Below are 26,604 nucleotides of genomic sequence, written 5' to 3'. Positions count from 1 at the left end.
GGGGCGGCTCGTTGGAGGACCGAGGGCGGGCGGACGCATTCGGGCGAGCGGACACTCCGACGCGTCGGGTCACCCTGTCACTGGATCGTCCAAGCCTGGTTGGCCTGGTTCAGGGGCATCCACTGATCGATGGCGGCTCCGTTCGCCGTCGATCCGTTGCCCACCTCCAGGATCTGCCTGCTCTCGAAGTTGCGGATGACGTACCCACCGCTGGTCGGCTCGAAGTACCACAGCTGGTTGTTGCCGCCGTTGTAGGTGTACTGCTGCAGCGAGGTCCCCTTCCGGTGGCTGGAGGCGTTGACGGCGAGGGCCTTGCCGCTGTTCCTGTTCACGATCTTGTAGAGCTGCCCACTGACCGGAACGATGTTCCACTGCTGGTTGGTACCACCGTTGCCCGGCCACTGGATGACGCTCGCGCCGTCGGCGGTGGACTTCTGGTACACGTCCATCAGTTGCGCACTGTTGGCGTTCTTGATCGTGTAGTACGTCGACGCGTTGATGTTCGGCGTACTGGTTGAGTCCTCCAGTGCCCCGCCGGCCTGCTGCACGCTGAAGTCGGCGATGAAGAAGTACCCGCCGTCGGTCTTGACGACCCGCACATAGCGGAACTTCTGGCGGACGTCGATGTCGCCCGTCAGCGTCGACGTGAACGGCAGCGTGGTGGCGCCCTGGCGTCCCAGAACGGTGTAGGTGCCGAAGGACGGGTCGTTGGAGGCCCGGACCTCGAAGTCGCCGCGGGTCTCTGGCTGGTCAAGGTCCTGTCGGGTGGTCAGTGAGAACTGTCCGAGCCGGTAGGCCTGTCCGAGGTCGACCTGCCACCAGGCCGAGGTGTCGCTCCCGGTCGGCGACCAGCCGGTGGCACTGTCGTTGTCGTTGACTTTGGCCGCCCCCCAGGCGGAGCCGGACACCGAGGAGGAGGACGTCGGCTTGTTGTACGCAAGGTTGCTCTTGGCCGGCAGCCCCTGGTAGGCCGGTTCCAGCCCCGAGGCTTTGATCACCGAGGTGCCGGAGCTCGCGTTGCCGGAGAGTGTGACGTGGGTGCCGTTGCGGTTCTGGTTGATGAATCCGTCGGTATGCGACAGCACGTTGTTCGAGACGGTCATGTTGTCCGACCCCTCGTCCAGGTAGATGCCGCTGACCGCGGAAGTGCAGGCGGACGGCATACGCACCACATCGTGCACGTAGTTGCCGTTGATGACCGTGCCCGGGTCATTGGAGAGGTGGTAGATGCCGGCGGTGTCGCACAGTCGGTTGAGCACGTTGCCGATCCGGTTGAAGCTGATGGAGTTGTTCCCTTCGGCGTTGGGGGCGGACTGCCAGCCCCAGCCGAGGGAGATGCCGGCCCACGGGGCATCGGTGATGTCGTTGTGGTCGATCGTGGTGCTGTTGACGAAGCCGGCGTTGATCCCGGCAGTGCCCGGATAGTCCTGACCGGTCCGGGTGATCAGGTTGTCGCTGACGATGACGTTCTTGACGACCTCGCGGGGGTCCTCGCCGGCCGGAGAGGTCGGCGGGTTGTAGACCGTGTGCATCTCCGCGGTCGGGTCGGAGAACTTGCCGACCATGATTCCGTTGCCGGCGATGTCGTGGACGAGGTTGCCGGTCACGGTGCTGTCGTGCACGCCGTGGTGCAGGTCGAGGGCGGTGGAGCCCATCTGCGTGAAGGTGTTGTCGGTGAAGGAGACTCGGTCGGCGTTCGAGGCCTGGATCCCGGCCGGCGGACGACCGACGTACTGGTTGTTGGACGTGTCGGCCGAGATGTTGTAGTTGCCGCCCTGGCCGTTGAGGTAGCCGTTGTCCGTCGCTTCCATCCAGGTGGTCTGGGTGAAGGTGATCCCGGAGAAGCGCAGGTCGTGGGCGGGGCTGCCGAGGTTCGTGCCCTTGATGTCGAAGAGTGTCTCAAGCGTCGGCGCCTGCACGGTGGCCGTGGACATGTCCTCGCCGGGGCGGGGCTTGTAGTAGACGGTCTGCGCGGCCGTGTCGACGTAGAACTCGCCCGGTTCGTTGAGGAACTCGTGGGCGTTCTCGAAGTGCAGGGGAGAGCCGTTGGAGAGGACTGGGAAGGGGCGTGGGAACAGGACGCCCGCCTCGTGGTCCTGGATCGACACGTCGGCGGTGCCGTTGCCGGCGCTGATCGACTTCAGCCGCAGGTAGCTCTCGCCCCACTGCGTTTCCAGCATCATCTCGACCTGGTTGAGGTGGTCCCAGTCCGAGACCTGCGAACTGAGCACCTTCAGCAGCTTGTTGGTCTTGTCACTGCCCTGCAGCTGGAAGTCCGAGCCGATGTCGGGGAAGCGGGCCCGGGTGGCGCGGATCCCGTTGACGTACAGCTGCCGGAAGTTGAGGGTGCCCACGGGCGCCTTGTACTCGCCGCCCGCTGCCGGGGTCCAGCCGGTGATCGCCTTGCCGCCGGTGACCACGGGCGTCTCGCCGTTGTACGCCTGGTAGACGACTGTGTGGCCGTTCGTGCCCGAGTCACTGGTGCCGAAGGCGATCGGGGCAGTGAGGGGGTAGGTGCCTCCGCGCAGGTTCACGACGATGTCGTCGGACATGTGCCCGTTGACGGCTCGGACCGCGGCCTGGGCGGCCTGGATGGTCTTGAACGCTGCGGCGGTGCTGCCTCCCGAGTTGCTGTCGCTGCCATGGACAGGGTCGACATAGAAGTTCGTCGTGGCCGCGTAGGCGGGTTGGGCGGGCAGCACGGCCGCGAAGAGGACAGCCGCCGCCGCGAGCGCCTTGGTCGTCCCTGCGCCGATGCGTAGGGGTCTCATCAGTGGTGTCCCTCCTCCAACCCACGGCTACTTATGAGTTGCATTTATCGGGGATGGATGGTGCTCCAGTCAAGATGAGAGACATACTTATCTTCCACTGGCGTAACACCGATGACATGCGGGCGGATCAGGGGTATGCCGCGCACAAGCAGTGGAGAAGAATCACCTCAGGTGACAGCGCAGTTGTCTGCGGCCTTCGACCGCCGACCGCATCGCATCCGACCAATCCAGCGAAACCACCCTCCTAAAATGAGTAGTACTCATTTCGCGAACTGGCCATCATCAGAAGCTCGTTCTGCGCCAGGGTTACGGCTGCTCATCCATGGCTCAGGACGACTGCCTGGCCGCCCGCGGGCGCCATCGCGGCGCTCAGCGTGGTCGACGAGGTCACGGTCTGCGTGCTCACGACGACGGGGGTCTGGTAGGGGCTGCTTCCCGGCGTCCCGTCGGCGTAGATCGTGGCGGTGTAGGTGCCGCCGCCGAGGAAGGACAGCGGGATCGCCAGGGTGCGGGCGGTCTCGTTGGTCATCGCCCCCAGGTACCAGGTGCTGCCGCTGCGCCGGGCGACGGCGACGTACTCGCCGATCGAACCGGCGAGGGTCCGGCTCTGGTCCCAGACGGTGGGGATGGCGTCGAACCAGGGCAGTCCGGGCCACTTGGACGGAGGGGAGTACATCGAGGGGGTTCCGTACCAGTACAGGAAGTTCAGGGGCTGGTAGTACACGGCGGCCATCGCCATCTGGTGGGCGTTGGTCGTCCGGTCGCGGGACTGGCCGTAGCAGATGGTGTAGTCCATCGGGCCGCCGATGTTGCGGGTGAAGGGCAGGGTGACGTTGTGGGTGGCGGTCGGGAAGTGCTCGTTGCCCCGCACGCCCTCCAGGCTGATCCAGTTGGGGTAGGTGCGCTCGTAGCCGAAGGGCCGCACGTCGTCGTGTGTGTCGATCAGCAGGTGGTGTGCGGCCGCCGCCCTGGCCCAGGCGGTGATCTGGTTCGTCATCGCCTGTGTGCCGTCGTTGATGAAGCCCAGCTTGACGCCCGCGACGCCCCATCTCCGGTACCGGCCGAACAGGCTGTCCGGGCTGCTCAGGGCCATGGGGTTGACGTAGAGGAGGACGCCGACCCCTTTGCCGGTGGCGTAGGAGATGACCTTGCGCAGGTCGATGGCGGAGATCGGCTGAGTGGCGTCGGTCGAGGTGTGCTCCGGGCCGTACCACCCCGAGTCGTACTCGATGTACTGCAGGCCACGGGCAGCGGCGAAGTCGGCGCCCGCCAGCCCGTCCGCGGTGGTCAGATTGCACCGGAAGACCTTGCCCGGCTTGATCCACGACGTGTCGGCGAGGGCGCCGGCCGGGGCCAGGTTGACCACCAGCTCCGCGTTGTCGATCAGTTCGGCGTGAGTGGATCCGATCACCACCGCGCGCCAGGGCGTGGCGAACGGCGTCGTGACGGTGGACGTCGTCTGGACGGCTCCAGAGCCGCGCGCCGTGTGCCGCATCAGGTACGCCGCGAGGGTGTTGGGCTGTTCGGGTACCGAACTGAGCATCATCCGCGGGTAGTTGATGCGGGCCGACTCGCAGACACAGGCGATGGTCCCGCCGTTGTATGTCGCGGTGAGAGGGAGGTCGGTCAGAGGGCCGGTGTCGGTGGAGGAGGTTCCGGTGGACGGGATGGAGCCGGGCGCCACCGGGTTGTAGTCGTCTTCGTCACGCGCGCTGTAGACGAGTGTGCCGTCCGGGAAGACGAAGGTCGTCAGTTCGCCGGCGATGGCGGCGGTTCCCGGGTCCGCCAGGACGTAGCGGAACGCGACGCCGGTCGCGTAGGCGCGGATCTGGACACCGAAGTTGATGGAGGTGCGGTTGTCCCGGAGGCTCCAGCGCATCTCCTGGTAGGTGTCCGGGACGGTCGCGTTGCGGCCGTACACCGGCTTCCATGCGCTGTCGACGTGCCAGTGCTGGTGGTTCGTCAGAACGGCGTCGGTGCCGAGGGTGGTTCCGTCGCTCAGCCGCAGGCCCATGGCCGAACCGGCGACGACCGTCGCGCCGTTGCGACGGGCCGACCACCGGAGCGAGCCACCTGTCAGCGACATGGTGATGCTGGTGGTGCCGTCGAGCGACGTCGCGGTGACCGAGGCGTCGGAGGCCTCGGCCGGATATGTGCCGCCGATGCCCAGAGCGGCCGTTGCCGCGGCGGCAGCCGCACCCGTGAGCACCCTACGGCGGGAGGGTTCCTGACGCCCTGTCGCATTCACAGTCGGTCCACCTCGCTTGGGTATTGTTTCCAACAAACTCAACCAGTAAGTAACAGATTCTGACTGTCGCAAGGTTTCTACGCCCGCCCCGATTCAAAGGTCAACCCCTCGTGTCCGCCTCTCGCATGTCCGAAATCCTGGACGGTCCGGCCTGCTTGCGACCCTTGTGGGTCCAACTGGGTGCGGCGCGAGCTGGTCAAGATTAAACAAATTCGAACGCCATTCTTGACGTCGCGAACATGTCACGACTCTCATTGGTCCCCGTCGGCATCAAGGGATCGTCAACCTCGACAGAGAGGGACGCACATGTTCAAGGGAGCTCCCCGGACGCCCGCCAGCCGATGGCGGCGCAGAGCCGCCGCGTTCCTGACCCTGCTGGGAGCCCTTGCGACGTTTCTGCTTCCGGCGACCGAGGCGCACGCGGCCTCGGTGTCGTTCACCACGGGCGCCGTACGCACCGACCAGAACGGGAACGCGCTCCAACTGCACGGCCTCGGCATCATCAAGGTGGACGACACCTGGTACGGCTTCGGGGAGGACAAGACCGGCGAGACGTCGTCGGACACGTCGTTCCAGGACATCCCGTGCTACACCTCGACCGACCTGGCCAACTGGACCTACCGTGGCGTCGCCCTGGCCAGGCAGAGCAGCGGCGACCTGGGACCGAGTCGCGTCGTGGAGCGGCCCAAGGTCATCTACAACGCCTCGACCGGCACCTACGTGATGTACATGCACATCGACAGCACCGACTACTCCGAGGCCAAGGTCGGCGTGGCCACCAGCAGCACCCCGTGCGGCCCCTACACCTACCGGGGAAGCTTCCGGCCGCTGGGCAACCTCAGCCGTGACCTCGGCCTGTTCCAGGACACCGACGGCACCGCCTATCTGCTGAGCGAGGACCGCAACAACGGCCTGCGCATCGACAAGCTGTCCGCCGACTACCTGTCCGTGGACAGCGCCGTGGCGGTGCTCGGCAGCAGCGGCAGCGGCAGCGTCGAGGCGCCCGCCATGGTCAAGGTCAACGGCACCTACTACGTCTTCGGCTCGCACCTGACGGGCTGGGGCCTCAACGACAACATCTACGCCACCGCCACGTCACTGAGCGGACCCTGGTCGTCGTTCCGTGACCTGGCCGCACCCGGCACCCACACCTACGGCAGCCAGACGGCGAACGTCATCACCGTCCAGGGCTCCTACGGCACCACCTACATCTACGCCGGCGATCGCTGGAACACCTCCGACCTCGGCGCGTCGAAACTGATCTGGCTTCCCCTGACCATCAGGGGAACGACGGTGAACCTCGGCCAGTACCCCACCTGGTCACTCGACACCGCAGCGGGAACCTGGACAGCCGGCAGCGGGATCCCCGCTGAGGGCGTCCACACCCTGAAGAACGTCAGCAGCTCCATGCTGATGGACGTGTCGAGCGGCTCCACGGCGAACGGCGCCAGGATCATCCAGTGGCCGTCCAACGGCGGCACGAACCAGCAGTGGACGCTCACCCGGGTGGCGGACAACATCTACACGCTGAAGAGCGTGAAGAGCGGGCTGTGCCTGGACGTGCCGGACCAGTCGACCGCCACCGGCCTGCAACTGGAGCAGTGGACCTGCAACGGCGGGACCAACCAGGAATGGTTCCTCGACCTCGTCGGCAGCTACACCGGCAGCACCTACATGCTTGCCGGCGTGGGCAGCGACTTGAACGTAGGTGTCGCGAGCGCCTCGACCACCAGCGGGGCGGCCGTGGACCAGGAAGCGGGCACCGGCGCGACGAGCCAGCAGTGGAGTCTTTCCTGACGGGTGCGCGAGGACCACTGACGCGGATCAAGGACCACGTCGGCCACGAGTTCCTGACCTCGCAACGCTTGCACGCGGCCGAGGAGTCCGTCATCCGGCACGCGGCGGCCAGGTCATCACCGTCGAGCAGCATCTACGCTACTTCGCCGCCGTCCACCGAGGGAGGTCACCGAGGTGCTCATCGGGCGTTCCGCGGCCCCGTTGTACGCAGACATCCGATGGTTGCAAGAGTCACGCTGCGGCGGTCTCGACCGGTTCGAGGATGGGGAACGCGGTCATCTCGGCGTACAGATCTCCGTACTGGAGGCAGTGGTAGAGGCAGCCGAGGAATCGGTTGAACAGGTTCCGGAGTGCAGCGGCATGACGGTCTCCCGCGGCACGGCGACGGTCGTAATGTGCCCGGGCTCCTGGAGACCCGACAAGGGCGGAGAACGCCCAGGTGAAGCCGACGGAAGCCAGGCGGTCGTTCTTCACCCTTCTGTGTGTGACGACGGTGCTGCGACCGGACGTGCGGGTGACCGGTGCCGAGCCTGCGAATGCTTTGAGGCACCGGGCGTCGGCGAACCGGGCGCGATCGTCACCGATGTCGGCCAGGACCCGTGCCCCGGAGAGATCGGCAAGCCCGGGGAAGCTGGTGATCACTTCGTAGTCGGGGTGCTGCCGGAACGCATCAAGGCACGCATCGGCCAGCTGGTCGACGCTGACGCACTCGGCGTCCAGGGTCGCCAGCAGACGCTGTGCCTGGGTGCCCATCGCCTGTTCCACGAGCGGGTCTTGGCGAAGGTGCGGACGTTGCAGGATCGTGCGGAGTTCGGCGGCGGACTCCTTGACGCCTCGGATCCGGTCGGCTCGGCGGAGGGCCGTCTCGATGCGAGCCGTGGAGAGCTTGGCAGCTGCAGCCGGGGGCGGAGCCAGCTCGGCGCCGATAAAAGATGGCACGGACCGGTGGGAGGAAGCGGACCGGTTGCGCCGCCGCCGCGACACCCAGCTGTGCAGCGTCCTGGGATGCACGCCGAGTTCCTCTGCGACCTCCGGGATCGGCTTCCCCGTCTCGATCACGATGCGGACGCACCTCACGGAACTCCGCTTTGTACGTGCATTGTTTGGACCCCATGAATCCCAACTCTCCCTGCAATCACAGGCTCCGCGCTACGGGGGTACCCTCACACCGCCTCGCCTGGGCAACCGCGCGTGGTCAGGACACGACGGAGCGCTGGGGCACGGTGCCTGCGTCGGTCGGCGTGGAGCGGGTGGTGTACTGCGGTACGGGGGCGTCGTCACGGCCGGTGTCGCGCACGAGTCCGTACCGTTCGCGGTCGGCGGAGTGCGGGGCCGGGGGAGTGGCGATGTCGTCGGCTGTCTCCTGCCAGGAGGAGGGCAGGACGTCGAGGTTGTAGTCGGCCTGGGTTTCGTTGAGGTGGAGTGTGACGCTGCCGTCGAGGTAGTAGTACTCGTTCTGCCACATCTGCTGGGCTCCGGGCGGGAGGGTGATCAGTCCCTGCTGCCGGTTGCCCATCCAGGTGCCGCCGGCGGTCGCGCCCGGCTGGCGGTCGTCCATGCGGTGGCCGCCGCCCGAGGCCACGTGGAACAGCCTTCCTCGCAGTCCGGTCCACGAGGGCATGGTCAGCAGCCCGGGGCGCAGCCCGTACATCACGTCCCAGTGGACGGTGAAGTAGCCCTTCCCGTGCAGTACCACCGTGTCCCCGCGGTGGACGAGCTGGTAGCCGTTCAGGTGCTTCTTGAGCCCCGTCATCGTCACCGTGGTCTGCGGGCGGTGGGGCAATGCCGCGGGCGGCCGGTCCGGCGGCGGCGCGCTGTCCACGGTGTCGACCACGGACCCGTACTGCGGCCGGGGCGAGGGACGCGAGACGGCCGAGCCCAGTTCCTGTGCCGGCCGCGACGGTGGTGCGGATGCGGTGGGCGAGGGCGCGGGTGCCGGGCTGGAAGCCGTCGGGGCGGTGGCCGGACGCGCCGACGGGCTGGACCATGGTCCGGCGTACACGAGCGCGCCGCCCACGGCGAGCAGCGCACTCGCCGCCACCACGGTCTTCGCGGTGAGACTCGTGCCTGCGGTCCCTGCCGTCGCGGAACCTGCGCCGCCTGAAGTGGCCGTGGTGCTGGCATGGCCGGCCGCCGCGGCGTGCGTTCCCTCGGACAGCCACGGGCGCCAGGCCAGCAGTGCCGCCGGCAGGGGCAGGAGGGCCAGGGGCGCCAGCAGTCCTTCCAGGGCCAGCATGCCTTCCTCGTGGCGCACGCACCGCGGGCACTGCCGCACATGGCGGCCGAGGCGTTTGCGCCACAGGCCGCTGGGGGCTCCGTTCCAGTTCAGGGTCAGCCGGGTCAGTTCCCGGCATGCGGGCCTGGCGGCGAGGGCTCGGACGATGACACGGGAGGTGTGCAGGCGTTCCTTCATGCGTTGCACCCGTACAGCCGCTTGATGGCCGGTCATGTCCAGAGCGGAGGCGAGCTCGGCCCGGGCGAGTCGGCCGGCCGTCTCCAGCCACCACAGTGACAGCAGCTCCCGGTCGTCCTCGTCGAGCCAACGGGTCGCGCGCAAGGTCTCCTCGCGCTGCCCGGACAGCCGCAGGTTGAGGATGACCCTCTCGGTGAAGTCGGCGCCCGGGTCGGGCTGGTGCTCCGCCGCGTCGAACGCCGCTCCCGTCGTCTCCCTCCTGCCGCGCCTGCGGATGTGGTCGCGGACCTCGTTCACGGTGATGGTGATCACCCAGGATCGGAACGCCTCCGGGCGTTCCAGTCCCCCGATGCCGCGCAGGATGCGCATCATCGTCTCCTGGACGATGTCGTCGACGTCGTCGCGGTACGGGTGCGCACGCGCCGCGACGCTGTAGACCAGCGGAAGCGTCCGGGAGCTGAGCTCTTCCAAGGCACGGCGTTCGCCGGCCCGAGCCGCGGCTATCACGTCGGCCGCGGGCGCGGCATGCTGTGGCATCGGGTCTCCCTTCGACCTGCCGCGGGTACGAAGCCCCACTCGCGCCGAACGAGCCAGGTTGCGGGGGTCTTCGGGCAACCGCCGTCGGTAGCACGGACACCGTGGCAGCGATGCCATCGTAAGGGGCGAGCGCTGACAGCCATGGGTGGGCCTGTGCAATCCGTGGCGGGCGGGGATCAGCGGGAGTGACGCGGGGACGTGCGCGGACGCGAGCGGCTGCGCACGAAGACGAAGACCGCGGCGACGCCGGCGAGAACGACGCCCGCCAGTCCTGCGACGGTCCACAGACCACCGAGGTTGCTGCCGGTGTCCGCCATGGTGCCGGTGGGGGCGCCCGGGGGCGTGGCCGCTCGGCGGGTCCGGGCCGGGGAGGGCGCCGGTCCTGTCGCGGCGGAGGAGGCGAGAGCGGTGAGCACGGTGTGGTCGCCGGCCCGGCTGACGGAGAAGCGCGCCCTGTCGATGGCGAGACCGGTACCGGAGGCTGCTGCGGTCGTCGAACCGACGGTCAGCTCGGGGGAGTTCCGGGACAGTAGGATCTTCGCGCCTGTGACGACCCGTAGCCTGCGCAGGGTCGTGTCGCGTGCCTTGCTGAGGTCCAGGACGGCCGAGGGACCGGTCAGAGAGACCGCGTCAGATGTCCGCAGGGAGGTGCCGGAGACGATCAGGCTGCCTTTGGCCACGGTGGTGGCGCCGGTGTAGGCGGCGCTGGTGACGGTGGTGGCCGCGGCTCCGTTCTGTGTCACCGATCCGGCACCGGTCACCGCCGGGAGGGAGGTGGGCGTCCCGGTGTTGCGGAGCACGAGCGAACCGTTGTCGATCACTTTGTCGAAGGCTCCGCCGGTGTGGAGGCTTCCGTCGCCGCCGGCGGTCCCGGAACCGAGGCGGAGGGTCGCGTTCTTGTCGATGGTGGTGGATCCGTCGTAGTACTGCGCTGCTGCGAAGGTCACGTCGTTGCCGCTGGTGCCGGCGATGACGACGTCCCCGGCGCCGGGAGCACTGAGGGTGTCGTGATACATGCCGCCGCCGATGGGCGCGCCCAGGGTCACCGGTCCGTTGTAGTCGAAGGTGAGCCGGGAGCGCTGCCGTCTGGCGTGCAGGTTGATGTAGACCGTCTGTGCCGTGCCGGGCATGAAGATCTGGTGTGTGGTCCCGTCGCCCCACTGGACGTCGGCGCCCTCGATGTTGGTGCCGCGCTTGTTGAGTTTGTGGGCCACGGGCCGCCAGTTCAGTCCGGGGTCGCTCAGCGACGGCGCCGCCCCGTCGCCGCTGTCACTCCAGCTGTAGACGCCGGTGAGGATCACCTTGCTGCCCGGGCGGGAGTGCACGTTGACGTCGTTGCCGTACTCGTGGCTGTAGAACTTCTGCCGCTGTACGACGGTGTGGTCGAGCGGGGTGTCGATGATCCATGAACCGCGGTTGACGACGGAGCGGGCGTTGGGCAGGTCGGCGGCACAGGTGGTACTCGCGAAGTTGACGCCCGTGCCGTTGTCGAGGATGCCCGAGAACGGGTTGGTGCCACAGATCTGGAGCGTTCCCCACATGTTCCGCGGCTGGGTGACCAGGCCGGAGCCGCTGATGACGCCCAGGTTGAACAGCCGGGTCAGTGACAGGCGCAGCGTGCCGTCCACCCGGATGTTGTCCTGGTTCTGCTGGTAACCGGGCGTGTTGTACGGGAAGGACCCGATCAGGCCGGTCGTACCGCCGGTGCCGTACTGGAGGGTCGCCCCCGAGTCCACCGTGACCGCGGGCTCGTCGGGACTGCCGACCACGACGTACGGGTGGTTGCCGCCCGGGATCTGAACCCTCTGGTGCTGCCGGGAGTGCGGCAGGGTGAAGGTGCTGTCCTTGGCGAGGACCAGCGTGCCGATGCCGGACACGCGAAGGGCTCCTTCACCGCTGATCACGCCGGTGTACGTGTGGGTTCCCTGCGGGACGCGCACCACCGCGTCGCCGGTCAGGACGACGTCACGGTTGGCCAGGACGGCCGAGGTGATGTCGCCGTCTGCGGCGACTGCGCTGCCCACCGCGACCACCGGTGTGACGGCTCCCGCGACGAGAGCCGCCGCCAGGACAAGGTGCCAAGATCGCTTCATCGAGTCAGGGTGCTTCCTGGAGTGCTGGTGATCCTTACGGACCTGAAGACCGGTGGTCGGCCACCGGGATCTCAAAAACCCGGAGAAATTCTCCGTTCCGCCCACGCCGCCCATCCGCACCCTGGGGCGGCGCACATCGCGTGGTGGCTGGCACCGAGACGATCGCTGGAGGCGTGCGGGCGTTCACAGAGATGCTGCGCAAGCGCACAGACCTGGACATGGTCGTGGCGGCGAATTGCTTGTTGGCGCAGCACTGGACGCGGGCGAGGGAGCCGGCGAACATGCTCGGTCGTTCTGCCTGGTCGCCGTGGACGGCACCACCTTGTCCGCTCCCGACGAGGATGCGGTGACCTGGCGTGCAGACGTACACGAGAGCGGCCGGTACCCGGACACGGCCATGTCCGTGGTGATCGGCGATCCGATCCCGTGCACTGCAGTGGCCGTCAACATCACACAGTTGCGGGTCAACCGGTTCGAGGGTGCCAAGCTCCTCGGCCCCGTCGGTGCCGCGGCCATGGCCCGGGTGGACCAGGCTCTGCGCGCCGTCCAAGATCTCTAGCATCGAAGCCGGGTGCCGGCTGAGTTGCCGACCGGCCCGCCATCGTGCCGGTGTTCGGCCTTGCGGTCATCCTGCAGTGGCGGTCATCCTGCAGTGTTTGGACGACGGTGTGATCTGCCCGTTAGAGGAGGCATAGAGGCCTTACAGGGGTTCAGCGTTATGCCTCCTGGTGTCTTGGCCCAGCCGGAGTTGGTGGAACGGCAACCGCAGCCCCAGTTGGCGGCTGAGGCGTTCGTGGCTCCGGCTCCGACGATGGTGCCGGCCAGCAGCGCCGAGGCGGCCAAAGCCAAGGCAGTACGACGGAACATGCGACTTACCCGCTTTCAAGGAGGCGGAGAACGTGTGCATGTCAGCTGGCCGTACGTCGGACTGCTGCGGGAGGAAGTTTACCGGATGCTTCCCTGACAAGTCTGGCGGGCGAATCTCCCCACAATGGGCAAGTGGGCCGGCCCGGCCTGGGGTGGGCCGAGCGGCAGTCAGCCGTACCGGGCGACCTCCGACTGGCACCCAGGTGCCCGGCTGCTGGAGCCACTTGCCGATGTTGTCGCCGTCCATCAGCACGCCGGGTGCGATGTCGGGCAGGGTGCCGTCGGCGTCGACCAGGTCGGCGAGGACCCGGTAGTGGCGCTGCCAGTCCAGCGGCCACGGGCTGTCCCAGTCCGGGTCGATCGCGGTGAGCTGCGCCGCGCGCTGCGCGGCCCGCTCCGGGTTCTTGCCCAGGCCGTTCTTCGCGCCCTTGCGTCGGAGGTTGGCGATGTGCTGCCCGATGGGCACCGTCGCTTCGCTCTCGCCCCGGACCGCGTCCTGGCGGGGCGCGAGGTGTCCGGTTGCCCGGTGGTAGGAGCGGAGCGCGGCGAGCTTGGCCTCCCAGGCTTCCTCTCCGGGCTCCCATACCATCCCGGCCTCCGGTGAGTCCAGCAGTTCCTTGCGGCGTGGCTCCGGCGGCCGGCCTGTGGTGGTGTCCGCATCATGAAAGTGCCCTGTACGCAGGTTCTGTGATTCCCGGTCTGGCTGCTGGGGCAGCCTGCCGGGCGTGTTCGTGGTGTTCCCGTCGCGCCGCCTGTGGCGGGGCACCACGCATGCGGCCGGCCGCGCCGAAGACCGCGCCTGTCGTTGGTGACGCGGTCGTGGTGACGTTCTGGTGACGCGGCGGGGATGTCATCGGTAGGGGCGGGGCACGTGGGTTATCCCCACCATGGCCCGGGGTGCCTGCAGGATCGTGCACAAAGGTCTGTGCACAGCAATCTGTGGACATGACGTTCACCCCCTCCCTCAGCGGGCTGAAGGCTCTCGCACATCCCAGACGCCAGCAGATGCTCGAACAGCTGGCCATGCACGGCCCGGCCACGTCCGCCACCCTCGCCCGTGCCCTCGATCTCAACACCGGCGCGACCAGCTACCACCTGCGAGAACTCGCCCGGCACGGTTTCGTCGAGGAGGTCCGGGCCGACGCCGCATCCGGGAACAAGGGCAAGGGACGCGGTCGCGAGCGCTGGTGGCGTGCGGTCTCGGGCGACCTACGGCTACCGACGCGCAGCGCGCAGGATCCGCAGACCCGTGTCGTCGTCGACGAGATGAACCGGCTCGCCTACACCGCGGATCTACGGCTGTTCGAACAACTGCAGCAGCAAGGCGACGACCTGGGGGAGTGGATGGACGCCTTCCCCTACTCACGCGGAACCGTCCAGATGACCCTCACAGAGCTGCACGACCTCTTCGAGGAGTACATCGCGCTCCTCAACCGGTACAAGCGGCCTGAGGGAGCCCCGGCGGGGGCACGGACCGTGCTCACCCGATTCCTGGCCTTTCCGGCCCCGAACCAGTCAGGAGAAGACGTTGCTTAGCGGCACGCCCCAGGCCGTCCGGCTCGATTCGGTGACCAAGATCTACGGCAGCGCAGACCGCAGAGGGCGTGACGTCCGGGCGCTGGACACGGTGTCCGTCGCCATCCCACCTGGCACCTTCACCGCGGTCATGGGCCCGTCGGGATCGGGCAAGAGCACGTTTCTGCACTGCGCGGCGGGCCTGGACAGCCTCACCTCCGGCGCATGCTGGATCGGCGGCATCGCGCTCAGCGGCATGAACGAGACCCAGCTGACGAAGCTGCGCCGCAAGCACGTCGGATTCGTCTTCCAGGCATACAACCTCGTGCCGTCACTGACAGTCCGGGACAACATCGTCCTGCCACTGAGGCTGTCCGGTGAACGGGTCGACAGGCGCTGGCTGGAGGAGGTGCTGGCCCGGGTAGGTCTCACGGGAAAGGCCGACACGCGGCCGTCCCAGCTCTCCGGCGGCTAGCAGCAGCGGGTCGCCATCGCTCGCGCGTTGATCACGCGCCCTCATGTCATCTTCGGTGACGAGCCGACCGGCGCGCTGGACACGGTCACCGCCAGGGACATCCTCACCCTGCTGCGCTCGTGCGTTGACGCCACCGGCCAGACGGTGGTGATGGTCACCCATGATCCGGTCGCGGCGTCCTACGCGGACACGGTGCTCTTCCTCGCGGACGGCCGCATCGCCGACCGGATGCAGTCGCCGTCTGCCGACCGCGTCGCCGACCGCATGGCACACCTCGGAGCGTGGGCCTGATGCTGCGTTACGCACTGCAGTCCTTGAAGGCCCGCAAGGCGGGGTTCATCGGGGCGTTCCTGGCGCTGATGTGCGCCGCGGCTCTGGTGACCGCCTGCGGTGGTCTGCTGGAGACCGGACTGCGCGGCGAGATCGGTACCGAGCGGTACTCCGGCACGCCCGTCATCGTGGCGGCAGACCAGAACGTCCACCACGTCACGAAGAAGAAGGGCAAGACCAAGGACAAGGCCAAGCCGCTCGACGAAAGGGTGTGGCTGCCCTCCGCCACCCGAGAGCGGATCAAGACGGCCCCCGGGGTGCGGGCGGTCGTGCCGGAACTCGACTTCCCCGCGTACGTGGTCGGATCGAACGGCAGGATCTTCAGCGGCCCGGACGGCAAGGAGTCGTCGGGGCACGCGTGGGCGTCTGCCCAGCTGACACCGTTCCGCATCGACAAGGGGGCGCCTCCGCGGACCGCCCATGAGATCGTCATCGACCGGGGGCTGGCCTCCCGCGCAGGCCTGGCCGCCGGCGACAAGGTGACCGTTCAGGCCACCGGCTCGCCTTCGACGTACACGGTGACCGGGATCGCCACCACCCCAGGCGGTGATCTGAAGGAACAGGCCGCGGTCTTCTTCTCCTCGGACGAGGCCCGCCGGCTGGCCGGCCGCTTAGGCCAGGAAGCCGTGATCGGCGTGCTGCCCAAGGAGGGTGTGAGCACCACAGAGTTGGCCAAGGCGGTGCGGACGGCCCTCAATGACTCGCCCCACGAGCAGGTGTCCACCGGCGGTGACCGCGGCCGGGTGGAGTTCCTCGGGGCAGCCAAGGCCCGGGTCAAGCTGATCAGCATGGGAGGCGCGATCGGCGCTAGCGGGCTGCTCGTGGCGGTCCTGGTCGTGTCCGGCACGTTCGCCCTGTCCATCCAGCAACGCCGCCAGGAGATCGCCCTGTTGCGGGCCGTGGCGGCACCCCCCAAGCAAGTGCGCCGGCTGATCGGCCGGGAGGCGGTGTGCGTCGGCTTCGCCGCCGGTCTGTTCGGCGCGGCGGCCGGTCTGCCGCTGGCGTCCTGGCTGCACGGAAAGTTCGTGGGCTTCGGGACGATCCCGGAGACCCTCAAGCTCGTCCGCAGCCCCTTCCCGGTGTTGGTGGCGATGGCCGCGACACTGTTCGCCGCCTGGGCGGCGGCGCGTATCTCGGCGCGCCGCATCTCGCGAATCCGTCCGGCCGAGGCGATGTCCGAAGCCGCCATCGAGGGCGACCGCCTGCCCTGGGGGCGGCTCGCGGCCGGGGCAATCGCACTGGCCGGCGGGATGGTCCTGCTCGTGGTCCTGGCCGCACTGCACACGGAACCGACCTCGATGCCGGTGACCTACCTCGTGGTCCTCGTGATCTCGATCGGGCTCGCGCTGCTCGGCCCGCTGACGGCCAAGGGCGCACTGGCGGTCCTGGGCGTTCCGCTGCGGCTGTCCAGGGTCGCCGGGTATCTCGCGGCGCACAACGCCCGCGCCAACGCCAAGCGGCTGGCCGCCGTGATCACACCGCTCACCCTCCTGGTCGGCATGGCGTCCACCATCATCTTCGTCCAGACCACCCTGGGCAACGCGGCCGAGCATCAGGTCCGCAACGGTGTCACAGCGGACTGGGTGGTCGACTCCACAGGACCCGGCGTGCCCGGCGCCGTAGCCGACCGGATACGGAGCCTGCCCGGCGTGAGGGCCGTGACCGAGATCGTGCACACGTCCGTCCGCACGCCCGGCCTGGACAAGTACTCCGTCCAGGGCGTAACCCCCCGCGGTCTTGCCTCGACCATGGACCTGAAGGTCACCGAGGGCTCATTGGACCGACTCGGCGGCCACGCAGTCGCCGTCAGTGATGTGGTCGCCAACAGCAAGGGTCTTCATCCCGGCGACACGATGAAGCTGGTGCTGGGCGACGGCACTCCCGCCACCGTGAGCGTCGTCGCGGTGTACAAGCGGGGACTCGGCTTCGGAGACCTGACCATGGCACATGATCTCGTGGCCGGGCACATCGACAATCCGCTCAGCGACTCCGTGCTCGTCGCGGCCGGCGGCGGTGCCAAGCGGGACACGGTACGGGAGCAACTGGCAGGGGTCGTGAAGGACTTCCCCGGCGCGGTGGTCACCGGCAGCGGACGTATGGCGGACCGTCAGGCGACGACGCACGAGGAGAACGCCGAGGTCAACTACGTGGCCATGGGGCTCATCGTGGCCTTCACCGCCATCGCCTCAGTCAACACCCTGGCCATGTCCACCGCCGACCGGTCACGCGAGTTCGCCCTCCTGCGCCTGGCCGGCATGACCCGGCGACAGGTCCTGCGGATGCTCCGCCTGGAGGCCCTGACCGTGGCGCTCACCGCGATCGTGCTCGGTACGGGGATCTCGTTGGCCACGCTCACATCCTTCAGTATCGGCATGACAGGTGAGGCGGCTCCGGCCATGTCCCCCGTGATCTATCTGACGATCGTGGCGGCAGCCGCGGCGCTGGCCCTCATCGCGACGGTGCTCCCCGGCAGGATCACCCTGCGCGCAAGCCCCACCGACACGATCGCAGACTGAAGCCCGAAGCGAGAAGAAACATGAGGCGGGCCCGGCGAAGGTGCGGTCCACGGGCTTGTTGTTCGGGTGAGGGTCTTCAGGATCGGATCCTTGGTGGCGTGGCCTCGATCGCCGTCGGCGTAGCGGAACTACGCAACCGTGGATACGGCACTGGACACGGCCAGGCCAGCGCGCCCACCAACCTTGGAATCCGCCACGCCCAACTGGCTGCCAATGCGGCCATTACCTGGTGCCAACTCATGCTCGACACCTTGGGAGACCCCGCAGCGCCCTGGAGGAAGGCTGCGATCCCATGCCAGCCTCAGGCACCGACGTCGGCCGCGGCTACCTGACCGTGCCCACTCCGAATTATCGGAGCGGGACGATCGTGCCGTCATGTACTTGCGGCCGTCGGGGTAGAGCACCAGGTCCTCGCCGGGCAGCTCCGGCCGGCGGACCTTCCATCCGCGCTCGTACGACTCCCGAGGGTGGCCCTCGAACCACGAGTTACATGGTGCACACCAGCAGCAGGTTGTGGGCCTGGTTGATCTACTCCTCGCGGGCGCCGCCCATGCCGCGGTTCACGCGGTGGTGGATGGTCAAGTCCTGCCGTCCCCCGCAGCGCACGCAGATAGACGGTCGCCTTCACTATGCCGGTGAGCTCGGTTCGCCGTCGCGCCTTCACAGCACTGGTCGCCTCGCCTGCCCCGACGCCGGACCGCGGCGGGTCATGTGCCCTGTAGTGGTGCAACCGTGGCGGGGGGGGGGATCTTCGGTTGTGGGGTGGATCGAGTCTGTTCCTTGACGGATGGATCCAGCCGGGACTGAATCCGGATCTTGAGCGGTGGGCGCCTCTGCAGCAAAATCGACATCTGTGATCAAGGGGGGATCAACTTTGGTGGGCGGCGCGTTGGCAGGCCGCCTTCCCAGCCTGGTGCGTGTTGTGCTCGTGTCAGCGGTTTGCTGCATCGCAGCGGCCGGGTGCGGTGGGACTTCCGCTGGTCCGACTGGCAAGGGCGCTGCCAGCCCGTCCAGCGGCCGCCTACCGGTCGTGGACTCCACGCAACTGCAGACCGTTTTGCCCACAAGCCGCAACATGCCCTCGGACTTGGGGGGACGCACAGTCGATGCCTGGGACTTGGCGAAGGATCCTTCTCAGTGTCAGGACGAGGAGTGGCCGGGTGCCTGGTGCGCCAGGGCTGGGGCGGTGGGCCTTTCTGTGTTTATCAACCTTGTAGATCAAGAGATCGGGATCCACCTGGTTTCTTTCCCCGACGAACGGTCGGCGGCTCAAGCTTTCAAAACGAGGGACAAAACGGATGATATGGACCGCTATCCAGGTCCGACCGGTGAGCGCGCGTATACGTTCGACCTCGTTGCGCCAGAGGACCATTTGCTCTGGACGGGTAGGGGCATGACCTTCCAGCAGGGCACGGTCATCGGCAGGATCGAGTACTCGTGGAAGCCGGGAACGCACGTGCCGACCGAGCGTTTGTTGGCTGTGACGCGCATGGTGATCCAGCGGATCAATGAGAAGGAAAGGGGCCTGAACCCCACGGCTTCAGCGCGGTGAACCGTGCGTAGTGACCTGGTCGTCGCGGGCATGGATCTCGGCGAGTTCGCTGAGCCGGTTCGTCGCCCTGCTGCCCCCAATGTTGCCGTCGCGGTGGCGAACCGATCGGCAGTGCTGGCCGCGGACGCCCACCGTGCTTCGCGGAACGTACACGCCGCGAAGACCGCGTTTCTGCAGATCAATGAATTCCGCCCGTGGCCGAGTTCCTCCGCATCCACAAAGCCGACCTCGTGCGTTCCACTCCGGCCGAGTCGCCGCCCGAAACGGCGAATGAACCGGGCTGGACGAGAGCCGGCCTGCCCGGCCGAAGTAGACGGGGGCCAGGGCCAGGACGACGGCGGCGATCGGGAGGACAGGATGAGGCCGCCTGCCTTGCTGGCGGCGAGACCGACGATGAAGCCGACCCCGACGGCCGCGTAGCCGATCTCGTGCTTGGTGGCGCCGATGACGAGGCCGCACAGCGCGGCGGCGGCCACGCCGGAGGCGACCGCGTTTGCCGCGGTGATGGCGACCTGGGTGAAAACGGGGGAAGCACGGCACCGTCCTTGGCGCCTCTCTGCTGGCCTCCGATCGGAAACGCGATTTTCTGACCACAGCAAAGGGGGAACGACCATGCCGATCGATCCGCTCGGGGGAGAACCGTCCACCAGTTCATTTCCCGCCCGGCTGTTCATCGCCTCGGGTGTCTTCGTGGCTCTGGTGGTCCTGCTCGCCGTCTACGTGATCGTGGAAGGCAGCGGCCGCAGCGACGACAAGGCCGGCAGACCGCACGCCTCCAGCCCCGCCCCTACATCGTCCGCGCCGGCCCCGACTGGCACTGGCAACGGCTGCCCCACCCTGGCCGACACGGCCACCACGGTCCCGGACGCCGCGCCCCAAGGGGTCATCTGGGCACTCGTCGACGGATTCGCGCTGCCCTCGCAAAGCACGAGGATGGCGTACTCGTGTATTCCTTGGCCGGTGAGGGCTCGTGGTCACCGTCAGTGGCCGTGGGGAGCATAGCGACTCCAGGTTCCTCCGGCTTCTGCGACGAGGCGGGCGTTCAGGCCACTGGGCGGATCCGGCCACCGGTCGCCTGTCGCAACGCGGCTTCCAGCCGGTCGCGGGCCTCGGTCTGGTAGGCGATCCGTTCATTGAGGACCGCCAGCCGTTCCAACGCGACCCGCAGGCCCTTGTCCGAGGGCGGTCCGGCAGCCACATCGCCATCCAGGCACGGCAGGAACACCCGCACGTCATCCAGGGTGAGCCCGGCGGCCAGCAGGTAGCGGATATTGCGGACCCGCGCCACTGCCCGCTCGTCGTAGATGCGGTAGCCGTTGGGGGCCCGCTGCGAGCAGATCAGCCCGGCCTGCTCATAGTGCCGCAGCGCACGGGCCGTTGTCCCAGTCGCCCTGGCCAGCTCACCGATCCGCACCCATGCCACCCCCCCCCCGCACCACTCCTATCACGCCACGACCGCTCCGCCGTCGACGGGGAGTACCACTCCGGTGACGAACGACGCGGCCGGTGCGGCAAGCTGGGTGACTGCCCAGGCCACCTCCTCGGGACGGCCGATACGGGCCAGTGGGGTGTGCGCCAGCTGCCACTCCCGCACCGCTGCCATTCGCTCCGGTGTCAGGCCCTGGTGCTCGCCGATGGGGGTGTCGATCGCGCCGGGGGCGACCGCCACCACCCGGATCCCGCGGGGTGCCAGCTCGACCGCCCAGCTGCGGGTCAGCAACTCTAGAGCCGTCTTGCTAGCCGCATAGACCGAGCTGCCCGGCCAGGCCCGCTGCCCCACCGACGTACTGACATTGACGATCACCCCGCCCGACTTCTCCAGGAGCGGCAGCGCGGCCTGGGCCAGCAGGATGGGCGCGACGAGGTTGGTGGCAAGCTGAGCTGTGATCATCTCTGGCGTCAGCGTGCCGAGGGCACCGCTGCGCACGATGCCTGCGTTGTTGACCAGCACGTCCAGTCGGCCGTGTGTCTCCAGCACGGCCCGGATGATCCGATCCGGCTCGCCCTCGGCGGTGATGTCGGCGGCCAGTGGCGTGATTCGGTCGTGCCTGGCCGCGGTCTCCTTGAGGGGCTCGGCCCGCCGCCCGATCGCGACCACGTGGGCGCCCTCAGCGGCGAAGGCGTGGGCGGTGGCCCGGCCGATCCCGGTGCCGGCTCCGGTGACGGCCACGATCCTGCTGCTCTGCGGTACGGTGCTGTTCATGCCGATCATCGTGCAACCCTGCCGCCAGCGGCAAGGTCAAGCGGCGCCTGACGGGCGGTAGTCACCGCCAGTGGTCATCGGGGGCATAGTGCCGCCAGGTTCCTCCGGCCTCTTCGGCGATCCGGGTGGTGTGGTCGTCGTTGTAGCCGAGCATCCTGGCGATCACCGGGGCGGGGGCCTGGAGGACGAGTTGGCGGATCGCGACTGTGCGGCCTGGCCGGGTCGGGAAGCCAAGGTTGCGGAGCCGAGGTGCCAGAGCTTCTGGGGTCATGGGTTGTTCGGCCCGGCGTCCGGGAAAGAGCCATCGGGCTTCGGGGTTGGTCGCGGTCCTGGTGTTCGGCCGCGGTCCCAGGTAGTCGAGCAGCATTCTGTCGAACGGCGCGGGAACAGTCGACGATGGGTCGCCGAGCCGCACGAGGACGTTGCCGTCCTCGTGCTGAACGTCGTCGGTGCTGAGTCTGGAAATCCGCGTCAAAGGAGTGCGCCAAGGAGTCCATCCTGATGACGTCGCACTCTGCCTGGAACTCGACCGGTTCCCCTTTGCCATGGTGGCGACGTTGGAGGACTCGCTCATGATCCTGCGTCCGTGCGCCCTGCTTCCAGGGTGAGGCCGGTGCAGGTGAGGCAGCCGTCGATGAGTCCAGGACGGTACTGGATCCGTTTGAGGCGTTGCTTGACGGTTCGGGTGATCTGGGCGAGGTCGGAGGCGGCGAGGTTTCCGATGTCACGCTTCACCAGCGACCAGATTCCTTCGGTCGGATTCAGGTCCGGTGCGTACGTCCGCAGCTGGAACACGGTGAGCCACTCGGTGTTCGCGGCAATGAACTCCTTCATGCCGGCGGTCAGGTGAAGGCGGACGTTGTCCCACACGAGCACGATCGGAGCCCGGAGCTGGATGTGCGCGCGGACGATCAGGTCACGGAAGTCGCGCCAGCCGAAGCCCTTCGGCTCGCCCTTGCGACCCCGGTACTCCCGGACCGCATAGAACAACCGGGTTCGCTCCCCGGGCTTGTAGCAGGTCATAGCGGCCATCGACACCCGCCCGGAGCCGCGTCCTCGCACCCGCACGACCGGCGTTTGGCCGATCCGGCCCCAGGTCCTGGCGCACGACGGAGTCATCGACTGCCCGGCCTCGTCTTCGAAGACGAGGTAAGCGCCGCGCTCCGCCGCGATGGTCTTACCCGCGGCCACGTCTCCTTCTTCCTTCCACACCTCGACCGCCGCATCGTCGCGCTCGATCGCCCGCCGGGCGGGCTGCTGCCAGGACCATCCGTGCCGCTTGAGGAGCGCCCAGGTTCCCTCCACGGTGTAGGAGACGTGGAACAGACGGCCGATCAGCGTCTTGATCCGCGCCAGCGTCCACCGCTGGTCCGCCCACCCGTGGGCGAGCGGATCGCGCTCCAACTCCCGCTCCGGCCTGACAACCTGGGCTTCGCTGAGCTTCGACCGACCCGGCGAACCCTTCGACAGCACGCCCGTTTCGCCCTGCCCGCGCCAGGCTCTACGCCATCGCTCCACCAGAACGCACGCTCACTCGCAAAACGACCGCGATCTCCGCGTTCCTCTGCCCACCCTCGAAACGCTCCACGGCCTGCAGCCGCAACCGCTCCCGCGCCGCCCTCCCGGCGTCGGTCAGCCCGCCGCCCTGCGCATATCTCACCCGCACAGGACTACCGGCCTCGCCAACCTGCTGTCCGACGAACGCCCCGACATCACGCTTTCAGGTTCAGAAGCTGATCTGCTCGACCTTCCCGGAGCCCGTCTGCCCGACCTGGGGGAGTTGCGGGCCCGTGGGGTGCTCGGCACCCGTCCGGCGTCGGCTCCGGCAGCGCGGCGGACTCTTGGCGACGGTGGCCACGCCGCCCACCGGTCGTGGGCAGCCGCCGTCGATGGGGCGCCCTCAGCCGCGTGTCCTGACGTAGGAGACGCCGGGACCTCAGCGCTCCATGCGCTGGTATCCGGCGCAGAGACCGACATGGGCACCGGGGCAGGTGTGCGCGGAGGGGTCCGGTTCTGAGATCGGGGGCGCGGGAGTCGCGGGAGTCGACATCGTTCGTGCTTCCTGTTCCGGGCGGCACCAAGCCGCTTCGCTCGCAGGATAGCCCCCAGAATGGCACGGTTGTTCGATCTTCGTTCGTGCCAAACGATCAGGTCGAGCGAAGGGCTGAGGGTGGGCGACTGTGCCCCCGTTCGGTGGAAAAAGACAGCTCACCATATGTGCCGACCATAGGCCTGGGCAGGCCTGGTGTGTATCCGCACCTTCGGGAGGTCCCATGCGCAGCCGTCAGCCCCTTCGCGTCTTGATCATCCCTCTTGCAGTCGCTCTGCTGACCCTGGGAGCGGCCCCCGCTGCATCGGCTCTCAGTAGCGCCCCCGCCCCCACCGCCCCCACCCCCACCGCCCCGACCTCCGCCGGCAATGGCGGCAACAACAGCCTGGTGGCCAACCTGCTTCAGCACGTCCTGGGGGTCGTTGCCCCCGTCACCGCCAACATCGGCAGCGGCGTCTCCAGCGGTGCCACCAGCGGTAGCTAGACCTAAAGAGGAAGTGCCGCCGGCGCCGGCGCCGCTAACAACACCGCGTGGTTGCTGGTCGATCGGGCGACTCCTGCGGCACGTCTGAAGAGACGGTCGCGTCCCACCGGAGACGTGAGTAATCGTCAAGATCTGTGGATGACGTAGAGCTCGTTCTGCCCATGGGGTTCCAGGGTGTACGTCGTGCGGCGTCCTGCGAGTGGGCCCCGGCATGCCGTGCCGGGGCCCACTCGGAGTGGTGGTCAGCGGTTCATCAGGACGAATACTCCCCACCCGAGGTATTCGCGCTGATATCTGGCGTGCTGGGCGGGAGCCGCGGCGAGTTCGGTGCGCATCTGGTCGGCCAACTCATCGTCGGGGTTGGTGTCGAGCCAGCGGCGGGTGTTGAGCCACTGCGCCGCGGCGTACCGGTCCCAGCTGTCCTGGTCGGCCAGGACCATTTCCACGACGTCGCAGCCCAGGTCGCCGAACTGCTCGAGCAGTTCCGGCAGTGGGAGAAGGTCGTCCTTGCGGGCGACATGGCAGGCTTTGACGGTTGCCTGGTCCAGGGGCTCGCGCCGCCAGTACGGTTCGCCGATCAGCATCATTCCGCCGGGGGCCAGGCTGCGCCGAAGAAGGTCGACGGTGCCCGGCACGCCGGAGCCGATCCAGGTAGCGCCCACGCATGCGGCGATGCCGACCGGATCGTCGGCGACATGGCCCGACGCGTCCCCGTGCACGAAGCCGACCCGGTCAACCACGCCCAGCTCGACGGCCCGCGCGCGGGCGGCGTCGATGAAGACGGTGCTGATGTCCACCCCGGTGCCGGTCACACCGTGGTCGCGCGCCCAGGTGCACAGCAACTCGCCCTTGCCGCAGGCGAGGTCGAGCATGCGCGTGCCCGGCGACGGGCTGATGGCGTGACCCAGGATGGCCAGTTTCTCGCTGGTGAAGGGATTGCAGAGGCGATGGCTGCTCTCACGGATGGTGAAACTACGTGGTAGGTCCACTTCTGGGGTTCCTTTGGTTCGAAGAGGTCAGAACGGCTGGGGAGGGCGGCCGATGGAAGCTGGCCGCCATTGCCTGGACCGTCATCAAATGCACCTCTTCGGACGCTGAACACTAGAACTGGCCGGGCGACGGTAGGGCCGTTGGGATCGTCGTGTCCATCGAATTTCACGTCATGCCCGGCGCGCGCCTCATGCGATGCGAGGCTCGGGGCGTTCGACGAGGTGGCCGCGCTCGAAACGGGCTCCGGCGCGGACGAGGGCGACGAGGTGGGGCGCGTTGATGGCTCGTCAGCGGGCCTGGGCCGATTCCACGAGCTTGAAGACCATGGCCAGGGCGGCGGCCGCGCTGCCGGCACCCTTGGTGACCTTCGTGCGCAGGCGGACGGTGGCGAACGTGGACTCGATTGGATTCGTGGTGCGCAGGTGGATCCAGTGCTCGGCGGGGAAGTCGTAGAAGGCCAGCAGTTCGTCGACGTCGTCGGTGATCTTCTTGACGGCCTTGGGGAACTTCGCGCCGTATGCCTGCTCGAACGCGGAGACGGCGTTGAGCGCGTGGTCGCGGTCCTCGGCGTTGCAGATCTCCTGCAGGGCCTTCTTCGCCCCGGGCTGCGCGGACTGGGGCAGGGCGTTTGTGACATTGGCGGTCTTGTGAACCCAGCACCTCCGATGCCGGGCCTCGGGGAACACTTCAGCCAGGGCCTTCCAGAAGCCCAGGGCACCGTCGCCGACCGCGAGGACGGGAGCGCGCATGTCCCGGCGTCGGCAGTCCCACAACAAGTCGGCCCAGGAGTCAGCGGATTCGCGGTAAACGACGGTCATGGCGATCAGCTCTTTGGTTCCGTCCGCGCGCACGCCCATCACCACCAGGACGCACGACTTCGCCTCCCGCAAGCGGATACGCAGGTGGATGCCGTCGGCCCACACGTAGACATAGTCGCTGTCCGACAGGTCGCGCTCGCCGAAGCGGCTTGGTCGGCCTGCCACTGCTGGGTGAGCCGGGTGATGGTCGCCGGCGAGAGCCCGGCGGAGCTGCCAAGGAACTGCTCCAGCGCGGGTACGAAGTCGCCGGAGGACAGGCCGTGCAGATACAGCAGCGGCAGCACCTCGCTGATCTTCGGGGACTTGCGGCACCATGGCGGCAGGATCGCCGGTGACCTTCCTCGGCTGGTGATAGCCGTTGCGGACCACCAGGCGACGCCTGCGTTCGTCCCGTTGATTAGCCAACTCGGCTATGCAGGCGTCGACTTCAGCTTCCAGGGCGGCAGCCAGCATCCGTCTCGCACCCTCGCGGACGATGTCGTCGATCAGGGAGCCAGCCTCGGTCGTTCCATCGGCATTCACTACGCTCAGCACGGGCGTGGTGCGCCGTTTCACTCGGCGCTGGATCGTTCCCGCAGGGAACATGAGGAACGGAGGGAGCAACACCTCGTGGGTCACCCGCCTTACCTGAACGCGAAAGCGGGAGGGGACCATAGCATGGCGGGAAAGCGCGGGACGCAGAGAAGGCGTCGAAGGCGTGGCCGTGCGAGACCCGTGCGATATGGCGAAGGCCGTTTGCTTGAAGTCTGAGTCTCCAGAGATGCAAGTGCTCATCCTCCGACACGGCGCCTGATGTCGGAGCCGTCGGTACAAGGCCGCAAGGCACGTCACGGCCCCAATCTTTCCGGCCGGCGGGCAGCGGGCAGTGAGCCCGCCCAAGGGGATGGAAAGACCGCCTACGTCGCACTCGATACGTCCAGTGCAAGGGGAATGCGGGATCGCCTA

General features: G+C 68.0%; 18 protein-coding genes and 4 pseudogenes. 10 read left to right on the top strand and 12 right to left on the bottom strand.

Annotated features, from left to right (window positions below; all coding sequences use genetic code 11):
- Window positions 1-77 precede the first annotated feature (77 nt).
- Together IE277_RS39150 and IE277_RS39145 are read right to left on the bottom strand one after the other, a co-directional pair.
- The gene (locus IE277_RS39150; RefSeq protein ID WP_189958516.1) at window positions 78-2,771 is read right to left on the bottom strand and encodes an RICIN domain-containing protein; all 2,694 of its coding nucleotides are present in this window, start codon (window positions 2,769-2,771) and stop codon (window positions 78-80) included.
- Window positions 2,772-3,087: 316 nt separating this feature from the next.
- A complete protein-coding gene (locus IE277_RS39145; protein ID WP_189958515.1) occupies window positions 3,088-5,019 on the bottom strand; it encodes a glycoside hydrolase family 97 protein in 1,932 nt (643 codons plus the stop codon).
- Window positions 5,020-5,325: 306 nt separating this feature from the next.
- On the opposite strand from IE277_RS39145, the gene IE277_RS39140 reads away from it, so the two are divergent.
- Entirely contained in the window at window positions 5,326-6,816 is a 1,491-nt protein-coding gene (locus tag IE277_RS39140; protein WP_189958514.1) for an RICIN domain-containing protein, read from the top strand.
- A gap of 231 nt (window positions 6,817-7,047) precedes the next feature.
- Here the strand turns inward: IE277_RS39140 and IE277_RS39135 are convergent, their stop codons facing one another.
- The 3 genes from IE277_RS39135 to IE277_RS39125 all read right to left on the bottom strand — a co-directional run bounded on the left by IE277_RS39135 (window position 7,048) and on the right by IE277_RS39125 (window position 11,859).
- Window positions 7,048-7,875 carry a transposase gene (locus tag IE277_RS39135; protein WP_189958513.1) on the bottom strand — a complete coding sequence of 276 codons (828 nt, stop codon included), beginning with the start codon at window positions 7,873-7,875 and terminating at the stop codon, window positions 7,048-7,050.
- Window positions 7,876-8,011: 136 nt separating this feature from the next.
- Complete coding sequence (locus IE277_RS39130; RefSeq protein ID WP_189958512.1) at window positions 8,012-9,766, bottom strand: RNA polymerase sigma factor; 1,755 nt, start codon at window positions 9,764-9,766, stop codon at window positions 8,012-8,014.
- Between the two features lie 176 nt (window positions 9,767-9,942).
- Window positions 9,943-11,859, bottom strand: coding sequence for an autotransporter (locus tag IE277_RS39125; protein WP_229882292.1), 1,917 nt, complete (start codon window positions 11,857-11,859; stop codon window positions 9,943-9,945).
- A gap of 235 nt (window positions 11,860-12,094) precedes the next feature.
- On the opposite strand from IE277_RS39125, the gene IE277_RS48045 reads away from it, so the two are divergent.
- The gene (locus IE277_RS48045; protein WP_229882291.1) at window positions 12,095-12,418 is read left to right on the top strand and encodes a hypothetical protein; all 324 of its coding nucleotides are present in this window, start codon (window positions 12,095-12,097) and stop codon (window positions 12,416-12,418) included.
- A gap of 507 nt (window positions 12,419-12,925) precedes the next feature.
- On the opposite strand, the pseudogene IE277_RS39115 reads toward IE277_RS48045, so the two are convergent.
- Window positions 12,926-13,357: pseudogene (locus IE277_RS39115) on the bottom strand (helicase associated domain-containing protein); the annotation flags it as partial.
- 314 nt (window positions 13,358-13,671) lie between these two features.
- Here IE277_RS39115 and IE277_RS39110 point away from each other — a divergent pair.
- The 6 genes and pseudogenes from IE277_RS39110 to IE277_RS39085 all read left to right on the top strand — a co-directional run bounded on the left by IE277_RS39110 (window position 13,672) and on the right by IE277_RS39085 (window position 20,116).
- Window positions 13,672-14,262, top strand: a complete 591-nt coding sequence (locus tag IE277_RS39110) for an ArsR/SmtB family transcription factor (protein WP_189958511.1) — start codon at window positions 13,672-13,674, stop codon at window positions 14,260-14,262.
- Window positions 14,255-15,007 (top strand): annotated as a pseudogene (locus tag IE277_RS39105) (ABC transporter ATP-binding protein). The gene IE277_RS39110 and the pseudogene IE277_RS39105 overlap by 8 nt, the downstream one beginning before the upstream one ends.
- The gene (locus IE277_RS39100; protein WP_189958510.1) at window positions 15,007-17,562 is read left to right on the top strand and encodes an FtsX-like permease family protein; all 2,556 of its coding nucleotides are present in this window, start codon (window positions 15,007-15,009) and stop codon (window positions 17,560-17,562) included. Before IE277_RS39105 ends, IE277_RS39100 begins: the two are co-directional and overlap by 1 nt.
- A 20-nt stretch (window positions 17,563-17,582) precedes the next feature.
- Complete coding sequence (locus IE277_RS39095) at window positions 17,583-17,894, top strand: abortive infection family protein (RefSeq protein ID WP_189958509.1); 312 nt, start codon at window positions 17,583-17,585, stop codon at window positions 17,892-17,894.
- 698 nt (window positions 17,895-18,592) lie between these two features.
- Window positions 18,593-19,114 carry a hypothetical protein gene (locus IE277_RS39090; RefSeq protein WP_189958508.1) on the top strand — a complete coding sequence of 174 codons (522 nt, stop codon included), beginning with the start codon at window positions 18,593-18,595 and terminating at the stop codon, window positions 19,112-19,114.
- A 612-nt stretch (window positions 19,115-19,726) separates the two neighbouring features.
- Complete coding sequence (locus tag IE277_RS39085; protein WP_189958507.1) at window positions 19,727-20,116, top strand: hypothetical protein; 390 nt, start codon at window positions 19,727-19,729, stop codon at window positions 20,114-20,116.
- Window positions 20,117-20,156: 40 nt separating this feature from the next.
- Here the strand turns inward: IE277_RS39085 and IE277_RS39080 are convergent, their stop codons facing one another.
- Genes IE277_RS39080 through IE277_RS49820 form a run of 3 tightly spaced genes read right to left on the bottom strand, consistent with a single transcriptional unit; the run spans window position 20,157 to window position 21,588 of the window.
- The gene (locus tag IE277_RS39080; protein WP_189958506.1) at window positions 20,157-20,528 is read right to left on the bottom strand and encodes a MerR family transcriptional regulator; all 372 of its coding nucleotides are present in this window, start codon (window positions 20,526-20,528) and stop codon (window positions 20,157-20,159) included.
- A gap of 30 nt (window positions 20,529-20,558) precedes the next feature.
- Window positions 20,559-21,326, bottom strand: a complete 768-nt coding sequence (locus IE277_RS39075; RefSeq protein ID WP_189958505.1) for an SDR family NAD(P)-dependent oxidoreductase — start codon at window positions 21,324-21,326, stop codon at window positions 20,559-20,561.
- Window positions 21,327-21,378: 52 nt separating this feature from the next.
- Window positions 21,379-21,588, bottom strand: coding sequence for a hypothetical protein (locus IE277_RS49820; protein WP_373310976.1), 210 nt, complete (start codon window positions 21,586-21,588; stop codon window positions 21,379-21,381).
- 202 nt (window positions 21,589-21,790) lie between these two features.
- On the opposite strand from IE277_RS49820, the pseudogene IE277_RS49815 reads away from it, so the two are divergent.
- Window positions 21,791-21,925 (top strand): annotated as a pseudogene (locus IE277_RS49815) (2-phosphosulfolactate phosphatase); the annotation flags it as partial.
- On the opposite strand, the gene IE277_RS39065 reads toward IE277_RS49815, so the two are convergent.
- Window positions 21,888-22,977 (bottom strand): IS630 family transposase gene (locus IE277_RS39065; protein ID WP_444544854.1). Its coding sequence is split into 2 segments (ribosomal slippage): window positions 21,888-22,835 and window positions 22,837-22,977, totalling 1,089 coding nucleotides; the frame shifts between segments, so codons are not numbered across the junction. The pseudogene IE277_RS49815 and the gene IE277_RS39065 sit on opposite strands and share 38 nt — an antisense overlap.
- A gap of 640 nt (window positions 22,978-23,617) precedes the next feature.
- Here IE277_RS39065 and IE277_RS39055 point away from each other — a divergent pair.
- Complete coding sequence (locus IE277_RS39055) at window positions 23,618-23,851, top strand: hypothetical protein (protein WP_189958503.1); 234 nt, start codon at window positions 23,618-23,620, stop codon at window positions 23,849-23,851.
- 242 nt (window positions 23,852-24,093) lie between these two features.
- Here IE277_RS39055 and IE277_RS39050 read toward each other — a convergent pair whose 3' ends face one another.
- Together IE277_RS39050 and IE277_RS39045 are read right to left on the bottom strand one after the other, a co-directional pair.
- Entirely contained in the window at window positions 24,094-24,840 is a 747-nt protein-coding gene (locus IE277_RS39050) for an SAM-dependent methyltransferase (RefSeq protein WP_189958502.1), read from the bottom strand.
- Window positions 24,841-25,029: 189 nt separating this feature from the next.
- Window positions 25,030-26,193 (bottom strand): annotated as a pseudogene (locus IE277_RS39045) (IS256 family transposase).
- Between the last annotated feature and the right edge of the window lie 411 nt (window positions 26,194-26,604).

Source organism: Streptomyces alanosinicus (assembly GCF_014650595.1).
In the GTDB taxonomy this organism is placed as follows: Bacteria; Actinomycetota; Actinomycetes; order Streptomycetales; family Streptomycetaceae; genus Streptomyces; species Streptomyces alanosinicus.
This window is presented reverse-complemented; position numbering and strand designations above follow the sequence as displayed.

What these genes read in the sequence shown, in the direction of transcription:
- IE277_RS39150 (WP_189958516.1), bottom strand. Translation starts at nt 2,771, where the DNA reads ATGAGACCCCTACGCATCGGCGCAGGGACGACCAAGGCGCTCGCGGCG.
- IE277_RS39140 (WP_189958514.1), top strand. Translation starts at nt 5,326, where the DNA reads ATGTTCAAGGGAGCTCCCCGGACGCCCGCCAGCCGATGGCGGCGCAGA.
- IE277_RS39130 (WP_189958512.1), bottom strand. Translation starts at nt 9,766, where the DNA reads ATGCCACAGCATGCCGCGCCCGCGGCCGACGTGATAGCCGCGGCTCGG.
- IE277_RS39125 (WP_229882292.1), bottom strand. Translation starts at nt 11,859, where the DNA reads ATGAAGCGATCTTGGCACCTTGTCCTGGCGGCGGCTCTCGTCGCGGGA.
- IE277_RS39110 (WP_189958511.1), top strand. Translation starts at nt 13,672, where the DNA reads ATGACGTTCACCCCCTCCCTCAGCGGGCTGAAGGCTCTCGCACATCCC.
- IE277_RS39100 (WP_189958510.1), top strand. Translation starts at nt 15,007, where the DNA reads ATGCTGCGTTACGCACTGCAGTCCTTGAAGGCCCGCAAGGCGGGGTTC.
- IE277_RS39095 (WP_189958509.1), top strand. Translation starts at nt 17,583, where the DNA reads ATGAGGCGGGCCCGGCGAAGGTGCGGTCCACGGGCTTGTTGTTCGGGT.
- IE277_RS39085 (WP_189958507.1), top strand. Translation starts at nt 19,727, where the DNA reads ATGCCGATCGATCCGCTCGGGGGAGAACCGTCCACCAGTTCATTTCCC.
- IE277_RS39075 (WP_189958505.1), bottom strand. Translation starts at nt 21,326, where the DNA reads ATGATCGGCATGAACAGCACCGTACCGCAGAGCAGCAGGATCGTGGCC.
- IE277_RS49820 (WP_373310976.1), bottom strand. Translation starts at nt 21,588, where the DNA reads ATGACCCCAGAAGCTCTGGCACCTCGGCTCCGCAACCTTGGCTTCCCG.